The 14,621-nt window shown below is 60.6% G+C and carries 16 protein-coding genes; 12 read left to right on the plus strand and 4 right to left on the minus strand.

Features of this window, described 5'->3' with window-relative positions:
- Positions 1-94 precede the first annotated feature (94 nt).
- The 3 genes from HU737_RS16560 (at position 95) to pdeM (ending at position 4,447) form a co-directional block, all read left to right on the plus strand.
- Positions 95-1,210, plus strand: coding sequence for a succinylglutamate desuccinylase/aspartoacylase family protein (locus tag HU737_RS16560; protein WP_186556225.1), 1,116 nt, complete (start codon positions 95-97; stop codon positions 1,208-1,210).
- Positions 1,211-1,274: 64 nt separating this feature from the next.
- Positions 1,275-3,725, plus strand: a complete 2,451-nt coding sequence (locus HU737_RS16565; RefSeq protein WP_186556224.1) for a ligase-associated DNA damage response DEXH box helicase — start codon at positions 1,275-1,277, stop codon at positions 3,723-3,725.
- Positions 3,726-3,787: 62 nt separating this feature from the next.
- Positions 3,788-4,447 carry a ligase-associated DNA damage response endonuclease PdeM gene (gene pdeM, locus HU737_RS16570; protein ID WP_186556223.1) on the plus strand — a complete coding sequence of 220 codons (660 nt, stop codon included), beginning with the start codon at positions 3,788-3,790 and terminating at the stop codon, positions 4,445-4,447.
- Here pdeM and HU737_RS16575 read toward each other — a convergent pair whose 3' ends face one another.
- Both HU737_RS16575 and dcd read right to left on the minus strand, forming a co-directional pair.
- On the minus strand, positions 4,448-4,672 hold the full coding sequence (locus tag HU737_RS16575; RefSeq protein ID WP_186556222.1) for a hypothetical protein: 225 nt from the start codon (positions 4,670-4,672) through the stop codon (positions 4,448-4,450).
- A gap of 97 nt (positions 4,673-4,769) precedes the next feature.
- Complete coding sequence (gene dcd, locus HU737_RS16580; protein ID WP_186556221.1) at positions 4,770-5,336, minus strand: dCTP deaminase; 567 nt, start codon at positions 5,334-5,336, stop codon at positions 4,770-4,772.
- Between the two features lie 327 nt (positions 5,337-5,663).
- Between dcd and HU737_RS16585 the strand changes: the two genes are divergently transcribed.
- On the plus strand, positions 5,664-5,873 hold the full coding sequence (locus HU737_RS16585; protein WP_043197576.1) for a cold-shock protein: 210 nt from the start codon (positions 5,664-5,666) through the stop codon (positions 5,871-5,873).
- Between the two features lie 146 nt (positions 5,874-6,019).
- Here the strand turns inward: HU737_RS16585 and apbC are convergent, their stop codons facing one another.
- Positions 6,020-7,114, minus strand: a complete 1,095-nt coding sequence (apbC, locus tag HU737_RS16590; RefSeq protein WP_186556220.1) for an iron-sulfur cluster carrier protein ApbC — start codon at positions 7,112-7,114, stop codon at positions 6,020-6,022.
- Between the two features lie 155 nt (positions 7,115-7,269).
- Between apbC and metG the strand changes: the two genes are divergently transcribed.
- The 7 genes from metG (at position 7,270) to HU737_RS16625 (ending at position 12,964) form a co-directional block, all read left to right on the plus strand.
- Entirely contained in the window at positions 7,270-9,312 is a 2,043-nt protein-coding gene (gene metG / locus HU737_RS16595; RefSeq protein WP_186556219.1) for a methionine--tRNA ligase, read from the plus strand.
- A 92-nt stretch (positions 9,313-9,404) separates the two neighbouring features.
- Positions 9,405-9,953 carry an Rnf-Nqr domain containing protein gene (locus HU737_RS16600; protein WP_186556218.1) on the plus strand — a complete coding sequence of 183 codons (549 nt, stop codon included), beginning with the start codon at positions 9,405-9,407 and terminating at the stop codon, positions 9,951-9,953.
- On the plus strand, positions 9,950-10,921 hold the full coding sequence (locus tag HU737_RS16605; protein WP_186556217.1) for an RnfABCDGE type electron transport complex subunit D: 972 nt from the start codon (positions 9,950-9,952) through the stop codon (positions 10,919-10,921). The genes HU737_RS16600 and HU737_RS16605 overlap by 4 nt, the downstream gene beginning before the upstream one ends.
- On the plus strand, positions 10,918-11,520 hold the full coding sequence (locus HU737_RS16610) for an RnfABCDGE type electron transport complex subunit G (protein ID WP_186556216.1): 603 nt from the start codon (positions 10,918-10,920) through the stop codon (positions 11,518-11,520). The genes HU737_RS16605 and HU737_RS16610 overlap by 4 nt, the downstream gene beginning before the upstream one ends.
- Positions 11,513-12,037 (plus strand): Rnf-Nqr domain containing protein, encoded by a 525-nt coding sequence (locus tag HU737_RS16615; RefSeq protein WP_186556215.1) that lies wholly within the window; start codon positions 11,513-11,515, stop codon positions 12,035-12,037. Before HU737_RS16610 ends, HU737_RS16615 begins: the two co-directional genes overlap by 8 nt.
- A gap of 4 nt (positions 12,038-12,041) precedes the next feature.
- Entirely contained in the window at positions 12,042-12,680 is a 639-nt protein-coding gene (gene nth, locus HU737_RS16620; protein WP_186556214.1) for an endonuclease III, read from the plus strand.
- Between the two features lie 104 nt (positions 12,681-12,784).
- Positions 12,785-12,964 carry a PA3496 family putative envelope integrity protein gene (locus HU737_RS16625; RefSeq protein WP_186556213.1) on the plus strand — a complete coding sequence of 60 codons (180 nt, stop codon included), beginning with the start codon at positions 12,785-12,787 and terminating at the stop codon, positions 12,962-12,964.
- Positions 12,965-13,154: 190 nt separating this feature from the next.
- On the opposite strand, the gene HU737_RS16630 is transcribed toward HU737_RS16625, so the two are convergent.
- Complete coding sequence (locus HU737_RS16630; RefSeq protein ID WP_186556212.1) at positions 13,155-13,781, minus strand: response regulator transcription factor; 627 nt, start codon at positions 13,779-13,781, stop codon at positions 13,155-13,157.
- A gap of 334 nt (positions 13,782-14,115) precedes the next feature.
- Here HU737_RS16630 and HU737_RS16635 point away from each other — a divergent pair, with 334 nt between their 5' ends.
- Positions 14,116-14,586, plus strand: a complete 471-nt coding sequence (locus tag HU737_RS16635; protein ID WP_186556211.1) for a hypothetical protein — start codon at positions 14,116-14,118, stop codon at positions 14,584-14,586.
- Positions 14,587-14,621: the final 35 nt, after the last annotated feature.

The following is a 14,621-nucleotide window of genomic DNA, read 5'->3' on the forward strand; positions in this document are numbered from 1 at the left end:
ACAGCGCAAAGCCACTGGCAACATGCGCAATCGCCAAGTTTATGCTTCTATCTTCAATCGCAGACCGTTCAACCCAACGCATACCAGGACCACCATGCACCACTCGACCCACGACCTGCTGTCTCCCGTTCCGGGTATCACCCGCCAGTTGCACAGTTTCCACTTCGGCCCACGCGGGGGTGGCAAGGTCTACATCCAGGCCTCGCTGCACGCCGACGAGCTGCCCGGCATGCTGGTCGCCTGGCATTTGAAGCAGCGCCTGCTGGAGCTTGAGCAGCAAGGCCGACTGCGCCAGGAGATTGCCTTGGTCCCGGTGGCCAATCCGGTGGGGCTGGAGCAGGTGCTGCTGGACGCCCCGCTGGGGCGCTTCGAGCTCCAGAGCGGGGAGAATTTCAACCGCAATTTCGTTGATCTGTCAGACAGCATCGGTGACCAGATCGAAGGCCACTTGACCGATGACCCAGCGCACAACCTGGCCTTGATCCGCGAGTACCTGCGCCGAGGCCTGGATGCCCACCCGGCGCGCACCCCGTTGCAGTCGCAGCGCCTGTGCCTGCAACGGCTGGCCTGCGATGCCGACATGGTGCTCGACTTGCACTGCGATTTCGAAGCGGTCGAGCACCTCTACACCACCCCAGAGGCCTGGCCCAAGGTCGAGCCGCTGGCGCGCTACCTCGGCGCCCAGGCCAGCCTGCTGGCCACCGACTCTGGTGGCCAGTCGTTCGATGAATGCTTCAGCCTGGTCTGGTGGCAGTTGCAGCAACGTTTCGGTAAACGCTTCCCGATCCCGCAGGGCAGCTTCTCGGTGACTGTCGAGCTGCGCGGCCAGGCCGATGTCAGCCATGAACTGGCGAGCAAGGACAGCCAGGCAATCATCGACTTCCTGACCCATGCCGGCGTCATCGATGGCCAGCCCGCGCCGCTGCCTGCCCTGCCCTACCCAGCCTCGCCGCTGGCTGCGGTGGAGCCGGTCACCGCGCCGCTGGGCGGTTTGCTGGTGTTCCACGCCAAACCTGGCCAATACCTGGAAGCCGGGCAACTGATCGCCGAGGTGATTGATCCGCTCAGCGATCGCGTGAGCGCTTTACGCAACAGCCAGACAGGGTTGTTGTACGCACGTAGCGTGCGGCGCATGGCTACCAGCGGAATGGTCATCGCTCATGTTGCCGGCCAAGAGATCTGCCGTAGCGGCTACCTGCTGGGTAATTGATCGAGTAAAACCAATCGCCGCGCTCAACGGTCTGTAGAAGCACAGCCTTCGATGGATCCGCCGCATGAGCGCCTCGACCGACCTTGCCAACGCCTGGTTTACCGCCCGCGGCTGGAAACCGTTCGCTTTCCAGCGCCAGGTATGGGCGGCGGTCGAGCGAGGTGAGTCAGGCCTGGTGCATGCCAGCACAGGCGCTGGCAAGACCTATGCCGTGTGGCTGGCGGCACTGCGCGCTTTTGCCCAAGCAGGCACTGCACGCCACCCAGCGCCGCTACAGGTGCTGTGGGTCACCCCTATGCGCGCCCTGGCAGCCGACACCGCGCGCGCCTTGCAGACGCCATTGGACGAGCTGGAGCTGAACTGGAGCGTGGGCGTGCGCAGTGGCGATACCAGCGCTTCGGAGCGAGCGCGCCAAGCTCGACGCTTGCCCAGCACGCTGATCACCACACCCGAAAGCCTTACCCTGCTGCTGACCCGCGAACATGCAGTTGAGGACTTTTCTACGCTGCGCATGGTAGTCGTGGACGAATGGCACGAACTGCTCGGCAACAAGCGTGGCGTGCAGTTGCAACTGGCCTTGGCGCGCTTGCGCCGCTGGCGGCCTGAGCTGGTGGTCTGGGGGCTGTCGGCCACCCTCGGCAACCTGGAGCACGCCCGCGAAGTCTTGCTGCCTGGCGCCGGCGTACTGATAAAGGGCAGGCAAGACAAGCGTTTTGAGGTCGACACCCTGCTGCCGGAGGCCATCGAACGCTTCCCCTGGGCGGGCCATATGGGCCTGAAAATGCTCGCCCAGGTCAGCGCGCAAATCGACGCCAGCGCCAGTTGCCTGGTGTTCACCAATACCCGCGCGCAAGCCGAACTCTGGTATCAGGCCCTGCTCGAGCAGCGCCCCGACTGGGCTGGATTGATTGCCCTACACCACGCCTCGCTGGCACGGCAGACCCGCGACTGGGTCGAGCGCAGCCTCAAGCAAGGCACGCTCAAGGCGGTCATCTGCACCTCCAGCCTCGATCTGGGCGTTGACTTCCTACCGGTGGAGCGTGTGCTGCAGATTGGCTCGGCCAAGGGCATCGCCCGGCTACTGCAGCGCGCAGGGCGTTCCGGGCATGCGCCGGGGCGCGCCTCGCGGATCACCCTGGTACCTACCCACAGCCTGGAACTGGTGGAAGCCGCAGCTGCCCGCCACGCCCTGGCAGCCGGCCAGATCGAGGCTCGCCAGTCGCCGCGCTTAAGCATGGATGTGCTGGTCCAGCATGTAGTCAGCATGGCTTTGGGCAGTGGCTTTCGACCGGAGCAATTGCTCCAGGAAGTGCGCAGCACCTGGGCGTTTCGCGATTTGCGCGATAACCAGTGGCAATGGGCGCTGGACTTTGTCCGCCACGGTGGCGACTCACTCAGCGCGTACCCTGACTACCAGCGCGTAGTCGCCCACCCCGATGGTGTCTGGCGAGTGGCCAGCGAGCGCTTGGCCCGCCGCCACCGTATGGGCATCGGCACCATCGTCAGCGAGGCCAGTATCAACCTCAAGTACTGGAGCAAGGGGGGCGGTGGCAAAAGCCTGGGCAGTGTCGAAGAGGCCTTCATCGCCCGCCTGCGCCCCGGCGACACCCTGGTGTTCGCCGGCCGCGTGCTGGAGCTGGTGCGCGTCGAGAACATGACCGCCTACGTGCGTCGCAGCACCTCGCGCAAGGCCGCGGTAGCGCGCTGGAATGGCGGGCGCATGCCGCTTTCCAGCGAACTGGCCGATGCCCTGGTCGCCCAGCTGGACGCCGCCGCCCACGGCCACTTCAACGGCCCGGAGATGCGCGCCGTACGTCCCTTGCTAGCCTTGCAACACACGTGGTCAGCGCTGCCCACCGAGCAGACACTGTTGGCCGAGACGCTTACCTCGCGCCAGGGATCGCACCTGTTCCTCTACCCCTTCGCCGGACGCATGGCCAACCTGGGCCTGGCCAATCTGCTGGCCTGGCGGGTCAGCCGGGCGCAGCCACTGTCAGTGTCGATCGCCGTTAGCGACTATGGCTTCGAGCTGCTTAGCCCGAGCGCTGTCGATTGGGCCAGCTACCTGCCACCGGCGCTGTCCACCGATAACCTGCTGGAGGATGTGTTGGCCAGTCTGAACGCCGGCGAGATGGCCTTGCGGCGCTTTCGCGAAATCGCCCAGATCGCCGGCTTGGTGTTTGGCGGCTATCCGGCCGCGCAAAAAAGTACTCGGCAGATTCAGGCATCCAGTGGCCTGTTCTATGAAGTGTTTCGCAAGCATGACGCGGGCAATCTACTGCTGGGTCAGGCGCGCGATGAAGTGTTGCGCGAGGAGTTGGAGATCGAACGGCTGCACCGGCAACTGCTGAAGATGAGCAGGTTGCGCTTGGATTTACGCGCGCTGCGCCGGCCCGGGCCGCTGGCGTTTGCACTATTGGTCGAAGGCATGCGCGAGACGTTGAGCACCGAGAAACTGGCCGATCGCATTGCGCGGATGGTCGCTGATTTGGAAAAAATGGCAGATAGAGGCTGAGGAGGCGCCAAATCGATGAGCTACCAAGCGTTGGACATCGTCAACGATCCTGAAGGAGTGTCATGGGCCAGCACCTGGTAATCGAACACTGTGGCGAAACCCTCTGGCTGCTACCGGACAAGGCCCTGTATTGGCCTGCCCGACGCGCCTTGCTGGTGGCCGACGTGCACATCGGCAAAGCCGCAAGCTTTCGCGCGCTGCATCAACCGGTGCCTCGCGGCACCACCGACGCCACGCTTGCCCGACTGGATGTATTGCTCAATACCTACGATTGCGAGCAGTTGATCGTGCTGGGCGACTTTCTCCATGCGCGCCCGGCGCGCGCACCGACCATCGTCGCCAAGCTCACGGCTTGGCGCCAGCGTCATCGCCACCTGCGCATGGTGTTGGTACGCGGCAATCACGACCGCCACGCTGGGGATCCACCAGCAGAGCTGGGCATCGCGATCAAGGATGAACCCTGGCTTCTGCCGCCCTTCGCCTTGCAGCACGAACCGACCGCGAACCCGACCCACCCCGTGTTGGCGGGGCACATACATCCGGTCTTCATTCTGCGCGGCAAAGCCCGTCAGCGCTTGCGCCTGCCGTGTTTTCTGATTGACGAACAGGTCAGCTTATTGCCCGCCTTTGGTGAATTCACCGGCGGCTGGACAGTCGAGCCGCATGCCGCCACCCGCGTGTTTCTCGCGGGGGCTGAGCAGGTCTGGGCGCTGCAGCGCTGATCAGGCTACAGGGGCTGGAGGCGGCTCATCGGGCAGGGTTGGCTCGCCCGGTTCCATCGGTGGATGCTCACCAGGTTCGGGCGGCTGCGGGGTGTCTGGATCAGGCTGGTGCGGCACGCCACCGGCTTGCAGCGGCGGATGGGCCAGCAGTGACCATGCAAGCAACCCGATCTGATTGGGCTGCAGGACGGCCAGCTTCGCACTGATTGCGGGATTGAGTTTCATAGACAGCTCCTGACGAGAGCCAGCGCACGTCATGCGCGCTGGAACTGTTCACTCGTTGGAGTGCCAGGCAGGGCAGGAATTCCCCGCGCTCGTCGGCTCAGGTGCGCGGCAGGGTGACGCCACGCTGGCCCTGGTACTTGCCACCGCGGTCCTTGTAGGACACTTCACACTCTTCGTCGGACTCCAGGAACAGCATCTGCGCCACGCCTTCATTGGCGTAGATCTTCGCCGGCAGCGTGGTGGTGTTGGAGAACTCGAGGGTTACATGGCCTTCCCACTCGGGCTCGAGCGGGGTGACGTTGACGATGATGCCGCAGCGGGCATAGGTGCTCTTGCCCAGGCAGATGGTCAGCACATTGCGTGGAATGCGGAAGTATTCGACGGTGCGGGCCAAGGCAAAGGAGTTCGGCGGGATGATGCAGACGTCGCTCTTGACGTCGACAAAGCTGCCGGCATCGAAGTTCTTCGGATCGACGGTGGCCGAATTGATGTTGGTGAAGACTTTGAATTCGTCAGCGCAGCGTACGTCGTAGCCATAGCTGGAGACGCCGAAGGAGATCACCCGGCTGTCTGCCTCGCCGCGCATCTGGCGCTCGACGAACGGTTCGATCATGCCGTGTTCCTGCGCCATGCGGCGAATCCACTTATCCGATTTGATGCTCATGGCGGGGGGTGTCCTGAGAGTGCGAGGTAAAAAACAAGATGCGCATCTTACCGGTCCCGGCGTCTGGGTTAAAGTTCCATGCCGTATCCCGCGCCGGACGGGGCTTGCGGCCGCCGTCGATCCGAATTTCATCAAACCGGCTTTTGACCATTGGCAGGTCGCGGAAAGTGGGTTAAGGTGACGCCACTGTGCTGCACGTGACACCGAGAATCTCTAGTTTGATGCACGATTTCCATCGGCCCATCGCTGAATTTTCCTACTCTTTGCACTCAGTCCGGCCAGGGCGTTTCCTGTGCCGAAATTTACTTTGTCCAAGGAGACAGACACATGTCCAACCGTCAATCCGGTACCGTCAAGTGGTTCAACGATGAGAAAGGCTACGGCTTCATCACCCCTCAGTCGGGTGACGACCTGTTCGTGCACTTCAAAGCCATCCAAGCTGACGGCTTCAAGACCCTGAAAGAAGGCCAAGCTGTTACTTTCGTCGCTACCCGCGGCCAGAAAGGCATGCAGGCTGAAGAAGTTCAACTGGCCTAATCCAGTTTAGCTTCAAGAAAAACCCGCCTTTTGGCGGGTTTTTTTGTGCCTGCAAAAACATCCAGCTGCTGGGCAAGTAGGAGCGGGCTGGCCTACGACAGCGTCAGCACGTGCGACGCTATCGCGGGGCAAGCCCGCTCCCACGGTCAGTCTTCGCTGATGGTGATGTTGGGCATTGCCGGTGCTGCGGCTTCCTGCTGCACGATCCGCGCACCGACGTGCCGCGCCAGCTCTTGATAGACCATGGCGATCTGGCTTTCCGGTTCAGCGATCGCAGTTGGCTTGCCGCTATCGGCCTGCTCACGGATCAGCATCGACAGCGGCAGCGAGGCCAGCACTTCGACCCCGTATTGGGCGGCCAGCTTGGCGCCACCGCCTTCACCGAACAGATGCTCGGCATGCCCGCAGTTCGAGCAGATATGCACGGCCATGTTCTCGACCACGCCCAGCACCGGAATGTTGACCTTGCGGAACATTTCCACGCCCTTCCTGGCATCGAGCAGCGCCAGGTCTTGCGGGGTGGTGACGATCACCGAACCTGCCACCGGCACTTTCTGCGCCAGGGTCAGCTGGATGTCCCCGGTGCCGGGTGGCATGTCGATCACCAGGTAATCGAGATCATCCCAGGCGGTCTGGGTCACCAGTTGCAGCAGCGCCCCGGACACCATCGGACCGCGCCAGACCATCGGCGTGTTGTCGTCGGTCAGAAACGCCATGGACATCACTTCAACACCGTGGGCCTTGAGCGGCACGAACCACTTCTGGTCACGGATCTGCGGCCGGGTGCCTTCGGCGATGCCGAACATCACCCCTTGGCTCGGGCCATAGATGTCGGCGTCCAGGATACCTACCCGAGCACCTTCGCGGGCCAGGGCCAAGGCGAGGTTGGCGGCGGTGGTCGATTTACCCACCCCTCCCTTGCCCGATGCCACGGCAATGATGTTCTTGACGTTGGCCATGCCTGGGACTTGGGCCTGGGCCTTGTGCGCAGCGATCACGCAGTCGATGGCCACGTGCGCAGCCTCCACCCCGTCAAGATTGCCAATGGCCGTTTCCAATACCTGGGCCCAGCCGTTCTTGAACAGGCCTGCGGCATAGCCCAGCTGCAGCTGGACCTTGACCTGCCCGCCCTGGATATCGATGGCGCGCACGCAACCGGCACTGACCGGGTCTTGGTTCAGGTATGGGTCGGTGTACTGGCGGAGCACGCCTTCGACGGCGGCACGTGTGACGGCACTCATGGAGACTCCCATTGGCAAACTGAATGTGGAACAGACGCTTATGCTAACCCGTCAATCGTCTAGAGATGCGTGCTTGGGGTGAAATATATTCGCCAGCCCTTTATAGTGGCCGATCATCCATTTTTTTCCGTAGCCAGATAAGTAGCCGAGCCACCATGTCCGAGCCACGTCAGATTCTCGTCACCAGCGCCCTGCCCTATGCCAATGGTTCTATCCACCTTGGCCATATGCTGGAGTACATCCAGACGGATATGTGGGTTCGCTTCCAGAAGCTACGTGGCAACCAGTGCATCTATGTCTGCGCTGACGATGCCCATGGCTCGGCGATCATGCTGCGTGCCGAAAAAGAAGGCATCACCCCTGAGCAGTTGATTGCCAACGTCCAGGCCGAGCACAGCGGCGACTTCGCTGAGTTCTTGGTCGACTTCGACAACTTCCACTCGACCCACAGCGAAGAAAACCGCGAGCTGTCGAGCCTGATCTACACCCGTCTGCGCGAAGCCGGCCACATCGCCAATCGCTCGGTCACCCAGTATTTCGACCCTGAGAAGGGCATGTTCCTGGCCGACCGCTTCATCAAGGGCACCTGCCCTAAATGCGCGGCCGAAGACCAGTACGGCGACAACTGCGAAAAGTGCGGCGCCACCTACGCGCCAACCGAGCTGAAGAACCCCAAGTCGGCCATCTCTGGTGCCACTCCGGTCCTTAAAGACTCCCAGCACTTCTTCTTCAAGCTGCCAGACTTCCAGGCCATGCTGCAGCAATGGACCCGCAGCGGCACCTTGCAGGATGCGGTCGCCAACAAACTCGCCGAATGGTTGGACTCGGGCCTGCAAGAGTGGGACATCTCCCGCGATGCGCCGTACTTCGGCTTCGAGATCCCCGGCGAGCCTGGCAAGTACTTCTATGTCTGGCTGGACGCACCGATCGGCTACATGGCCAGCTTCAAGAACCTCTGCGCACGCCGTCCGGAACTGGACTTCGATGCGTTCTGGAAAGAAGACTCCAGCGCCGAGCTGTACCACTTCATCGGCAAGGACATCGTCAACTTCCACGCCCTGTTCTGGCCAGCCATGCTTGAAGGCGCAGGCTTCCGCAAGCCTACCGCGATCAACGTGCACGGATACCTGACCGTCAACGGCGCGAAGATGTCCAAGTCGCGCGGCACCTTCATCAAGGCGCGCACCTACCTCGATCACCTGGCCCCGGAATACCTGCGCTACTACTACGCATCCAAGCTGGGCCGTGGCGTCGATGACCTGGACCTGAACCTGGAAGACTTCGTGCAGAAGGTCAACTCTGACCTGGTCGGCAAAGTGGTGAACATCGCCAGCCGCTGCGCAGGCTTCATCCACAAGGGCAACGAAGGTGTACTGGTAGCGGGCGACGCCGCGCCGGAGCTGAGCGAGGCGTTCCTCGCCGCGGCGCCGTCGATCGCCGAAGCCTATGAAGCGCGCGATTTTGCCCGCGCCATGCGCGAGATCATGGGCCTGGCCGACCGTGCCAACGCCTGGATCGCCGACAAAGCACCATGGTCGCTGGCCAAGCAAGAAGGTAAACAGGACGAAGTGCAGGCGATCTGCGCCCAGGGCGTCAACCTGTTCCGTCAGCTGGTGATCTTCCTCAAACCAGTACTGCCGGTATTGGCAGCCGACGCCGAGGCGTTCCTGAATGTCGCACCGCTGACCTGGAACGATCACCTGTCGCGCCTGGAAAACCATCAGTTGAACGCCTTCAAACCGCTGATGAGCCGGATCGAGCCAGCCAAGGTCGAAGCCATGGTCGCCGCCAGCAAGGAAGACCTGCTCGCCTCGCAGACTTCCAGCGCACCTGCCGGTAACGGCGAGCTGAGCAAAGAGCCACTGTCGGCAGAAATCGAGTTCGATACCTTCGCCGCCGTCGACCTGCGCGTAGCGTTGATCGTCAAGGCCGAGGCTGTACCAGGCGCTGACAAGCTGCTGCAACTGACCCTGGACATCGGTGACGAGCGTCGTAACGTGTTCTCCGGCATCAAGTCGGCCTACCCTGACCCGTCCAAGCTGGAAGGCCGCCTGACCATGATGGTCGCCAACCTCAAGCCGCGTAAAATGCGCTTTGGCATGTCCGAAGGGATGGTCATGGCTGCCGGCCCTGGCGGTGAAGAAATCTACCTGCTCAGCCCAGACAGCGGCGCCAAGCCGGGTCAACGCATCAAGTAAGTCTCCAGCCCCGGTCTTTGCGCCGGGGCTTTTTCATTCCCCACCCTAGTGCCGGATATACTCAGTGCAGCCCACGGTTTTTCGGCATTCTCATGAGCGACTACGTCCTGGTTCTGGTCAGCGCTGCGCTGATCAATCACCTGTTCCTGCACAAGGGCGCTGCCTCGCGCCTGCAAGTGCATGCGTTCGGCCTCTCCAGCGCAGTGCTGATACTACTTGGGCTGCTCGGCGCGAAGCTGCTCGAAAGCCTCATCTTCACACCATTGCAGATACAGAACCTGGAACTGTTGGCGCTGCTGCCGCTGCTGGCAAGTATTGCCTGGGGCTGGCCAACCCTGCTTGCCCGCCTAAGGCCCGCATGGCCCATCGCAGAGATGCGCCCGGCATTGCTGGTGAATGTAACGCCCCTTGGCTTGGCCTTGCAGCTTAGCGCCGAGCGCAGTGACTGGGTGACGACCCTAGGCTGGGGGCTGACCGGTGGGCTAGGATTTTGGCTGGCGCTGGCTTTGTTCGACGACCTGCGCCAGCGCTGCCAGCATGAAGACGTGCCCGTCACCTTGCGCGGCCTGCCCATCGAGCTGTTGGCCGCCGGGGTCATGGCCATGGCGTTTTCTGGCCTCAATGGATTGTTCACAACATGACCCAGGCGCCTGACCCACGACTGCGCACGGCCATGGGGCTGGTGCTGCTGGCCTGCGTACCGGGCCTGCTGGCACTGCTCTGGCTACAGGGTTGGGGCGTACTGTTCAATCTGATCTTGTGCGCCTGCGCTGCCAGCGCCAGCGAAGCCTTGCTACTCAAGCTGCGCGGGCAACAGCTGTTGCCTTCGCTAGTCGATGGCAGCGCCTTGGTCACGGCAGTGCTACTGGCAGCAGCCTTACCGCCCTATGCGCCGTGGTGGCTTCCAGTGCTTGGCGCAAGTGTCGCCATCGGCATTGGCAAGCAAGCCTTTGGCGGAGTTGGACGCAACCTGTTCAACCCGGCAATGGTCGGTTACGCCTTCGTGCTCTTGAGCTTCCCGCTGCAGATGAACCACTGGCCAGGTCCAATACCGGGATTACCAGAAAGCCTGCAACTGGTGTTTGGCAACGCCAGCATCGATGCCTGGGCCCAGCCCACCGCACTCGATGGCCTGCGCCACAACCGCAGCTTGACCGTCGAAGAGCTGTTTGCCAGGCATCCTGGGTTTGGCAGCATTGGCGCCCGCCCTGGCGAATGGGTCAACCTGGCGTTTCTGCTCGGTGGGTTGTTTTTGCTGCAGCGCAAGGTCTTCAGCTGGCACGCGCCAGTGGGCCTACTGGGTGGGCTGTTGGTGTTCAGCCTGCTAGGCTGGAACGGTTCGGGCTCCGACTCCAATGGCTCACCGCTGCTGCACCTGTTCAGCGGCTCGACCATGCTGGCCGCCTTCTTTATCGCTACCGAGCCCGTGTCCGGCCCCAAGCCTGCGCTGGCGCGGCTATTGTTCGGCATAGGTGCAGGGTTGTTGATCTATCTGATCAGGACTTGGGGCAACTACCCTGACGGCAGCGCCTTCGCCATTTTGCTAATGAACCTTGCAGTGCCGTCCCTCGAACGTCTGGCGATGCGCCGGCAGCAGGCCGCTTCATGAACAGCGTGGCACGCCAGGCCTTGATGCTGACACTGGTCGGCGGTTTGTCACTGGCGGTGGCCGTGGCCTGGTGGCAGCTCACAGAAGAACCCATCGAGCACGCACAGCGCGAGTTGCAGAGCCGTCAGTGGCTGGCGGTATTGCCGGCTGATAGCTACGACAACGATCCTTTGCAGGCCCCACTGCACCTGGAAGATACGCAGCTTGCCCACAGCCAGCTACTTGCAGGCTTTCGCGCCACCCTGTCGGCAAAACCGGTAGCAGTGGTGTTACGCAGCCGCACTCAAGGCTATGCCGGGCCGATAGAGCTGGCTATTGCCATTGCTGCAAATGGGCGCCTGCTCGGCATTGAGGTTTTGCACCAGCAGGAAAGCCCTGGCCTAGGTGATCGCCTGGTCGACCCAGCATTGCGCTGGCTGGATCAATTTATCGGCCGCACGCACTCGGATGCCTGGGCGATCAAACGTGATCAGGGGGATTTCGATCAGCTGGCAGGGGCTACGGTTACTTCTCGCGCGGTGATTGATGCCTTGCAAGATGCCCTGCGCTACTTCGACGAACGCCGCGCTTCCCTGATCGAGGGCAATCCTGATGAATAGGTTGTGGTTTTTCAGCGTCAGTTTGCTGCCCCTGCTAGGCGCGACCCGCACACTGCTCCAGGCGGCGGCAATCTGCGGCTGTGCGGTTTTGCTGATGGTTTCTCATCAAGCCTTGTTGACGCCCTTGAGCCGGCAGCTCAGCGGTTACCCCTACCTGCTGGCGAGCGTACTGCTGATCGCAGCACTGACCAGCTGCCTACATATGAGCCTGCATGCCTGGGCACTACCGCTGGCCTTGGCGCTCGGTCACTACCCGCTATTGCTCAGCGTGCAATGCCTGGCAGCCGATCATCTGTTACCCCAGCAAGCACGATGGCGCTCATTGGCCCTGCATCTAGCTGGCTTCGTCACAGCCGGCCTATTGCTCGGTGCGCTGCGCCAGTGGCTGACAAGCAGCACTGATCTGTACCTGGCCAATCTGGCTCCAGGTGCATTGATACTGCTCGGCCTACTGCTTGCCTTGTACAATCGCCTGCGTCCGGGGCCTGCCCCTTCACGTCGTCAAGGAATTCGTTGACCCCATGAATGCTGCCAAACGCCTGGAGATTTTTCGCAGGCTGCACGAAGACAATCCTGATCCGAAGACTGAACTGGCCTACACCACGCCCTTCGAGCTGCTCATCGCAGTGATCCTGTCTGCCCAAGCCACTGATGTCGGGGTCAACAAGGCCACTGCTCGCCTGTATCCGGTTGCCAATACACCTGAGGCGATCTATGCGCTGGGGGTCGAAGGCTTGAGCGAGTACATCCGCACCATCGGCCTGTTCAACAGCAAAGCCAAGAACGTTATCGAGACCTGTCGTTTGTTGATTGAGCTGCATGGCAGCGAGGTGCCGCAAACTCGTGAAGCGCTCGAAGCACTCCCCGGAGTTGGCCGCAAGACCGCCAATGTGGTGCTTAATACCGCTTTCCGCCAACCGGCGATGGCTGTCGACACGCATATCTTTCGGGTCAGCAATCGAACGGGTATCGCACCGGGCAAGACCGTGCTGGAAGTGGAAAAGAAACTGATGAAATTCGTTCCCAAAGATTACCTGCTCGATGCCCATCACTGGCTGATCCTGCACGGCCGCTATGTCTGCCAGGCGCGCAAGCCGCGCTGTGGTAGCTGTCGGATCGAGGACCTGTGCGAGTACAAGCACAAGACCTCCGATGATTGAGCCGATAGGTGAAAACACCGTCGTACGATTGAAAAAATCTTTTTTACCGCGATCGAGTTTCTCGTTATAAGGACGCCCAATGGCCCTTTGGCTTGGAGTAACTCATGAGCACCGATAAAGACGAGCTGTCGATCGACGATGATTTCACCGCTTCCGCTGATGACGAAGCAGAGCCTCAAGTGGAAACCGCAAAGACCAACCTGAGTAAACGCCGCACCATTGATAACATGCTCGAGGAGCGCCGCCTGCAACGCCAGCTGTCCGACTACGACTACGACTTGTAGCGCATCGAATTTTTACTTTACGCAAGCCTGCAGGTGGGGCTGCGTTGCAGCCCAATCGCAGGCTGCGCCAGCTCCCACAAGGCTGTGGTCGAGCAGAAGAACCGGGGCATACGGCCAACCCTGTGGGAGCCGGCGCAGCCTGCGATTGGGCCGCGCAGCGGATCCTTGGCCTTAGGCTTTGTTTGTTCGGTCAGGCCAGGCCATGACGCTGTGCCAGTTCGATCAGATCGACCAACGAGCGGGCGTTGAGCTTGAGTAGCAAACGTGTTTTGTAGGTGCTGACGGTCTTGTTACTCAGAAACATGCTATCGGCAATGTCCTTGTTGCTTTTACCCCGCGCCAATTGCTGCAGCACCATCATTTCCCTGGCCGATAGACGCTCGACCATTTCCACCTCACTGCCGTTATTCAGACTTCCACGGGTTTTGTGCAACGCCTGATTGGGAAAGTAGCTGTAACCGGATAACACCGCCTTTATGGCACTGAGCAGTTCAGTCAGCTCTTGTTGTTTGCACACATATCCGGCGGCGCCAGCCTGCATGCAACGCATGGAAAAATGCCCAGGTGCCTGCGAGGTAAGCACCAGCACTTTACTACCAGGACTGGCCAAGGTCATCCGCGCAATCACCTCGAGCCCATCCAGTTTGGGGATGCCGATATCCAGCACGACGATGTCGGGCAGATGCTCCCGCGTCAGTTGCAAGGCATCCACACCATTGTCAGTTTCCGCCACCACCTCATAGCCATGCCGTTCCATCAGCATGCGCACGGCCAGGCGGATAACAGGATGATCATCCACGATAAGCACTTTATTCATGCGATATCCATTGATTCGTTATTTTTTGCAGGCGTAACAATAACCGAGGAGAACCTTCAACGGGCCTATGAATTGGTCCATAAACGCATGCAAAGATGCGGACTACATAAAATAAGGAATAGTCCTACAAACAAGGTGCGGGTGATTATTTAATCGTTGAGACTTAGGCTAGACACCTCGATGCACTCACCTAGTATTACTCACTCAAGCGAAGCAGCAGAAGACAGAAATCAATTGACACCCGCCACGCCCACCTACCCATGGGAATGACTTCCTTTTGTTTTTAAACGTCATTACAGGTACATATAAAAAAATCCAAGGTAAGGCTGCAGTCATGAACATTGAAAAGGGCCTGGGTCCATTGACGCTTATTGCCATCTTTGCCGGCATCGTTGAAGCCTCGGCCTTGGCTTCGCTGCCGTTTCTCTCTGAAAGCAGTCAGACAATCTACACCTGGTTTTTAGTCGGCTTCCCCTTCTTCTTGACGGTGCTGTTTTTTCTGACGCTGAATTTCAATCACCACTCTCTATATCAGCCCTCGTCACAATCCACGGCCGACAGACACTCTGAGCCCACTGCGAACAATACTGCGCAGCCTCCATTACACGAACCAGACCAATACAATCAAATTATTGCCTTGTCTGGCCCTGAAGCGCAGAAATTCATCGAAACTCACATTTTGCGGACGCTCAGCCACCATCACGCGCAGTCCCGTAGTTGGACTCTGTGCAATTTGGACACACGAATGCGCATCAGGTTGATGGTTCACCCGGTTGCCGATGACGATGAACTGTCTGACTTTTGACAGAGACAAAAAAACCCGGCGCAAGGCCGGGTTTT

The sequence above is a fragment of the Pseudomonas urmiensis genome (genome assembly GCF_014268815.2).
GTDB classification, from domain to species: domain Bacteria; phylum Pseudomonadota; class Gammaproteobacteria; order Pseudomonadales; family Pseudomonadaceae; genus Aquipseudomonas; species Aquipseudomonas urmiensis.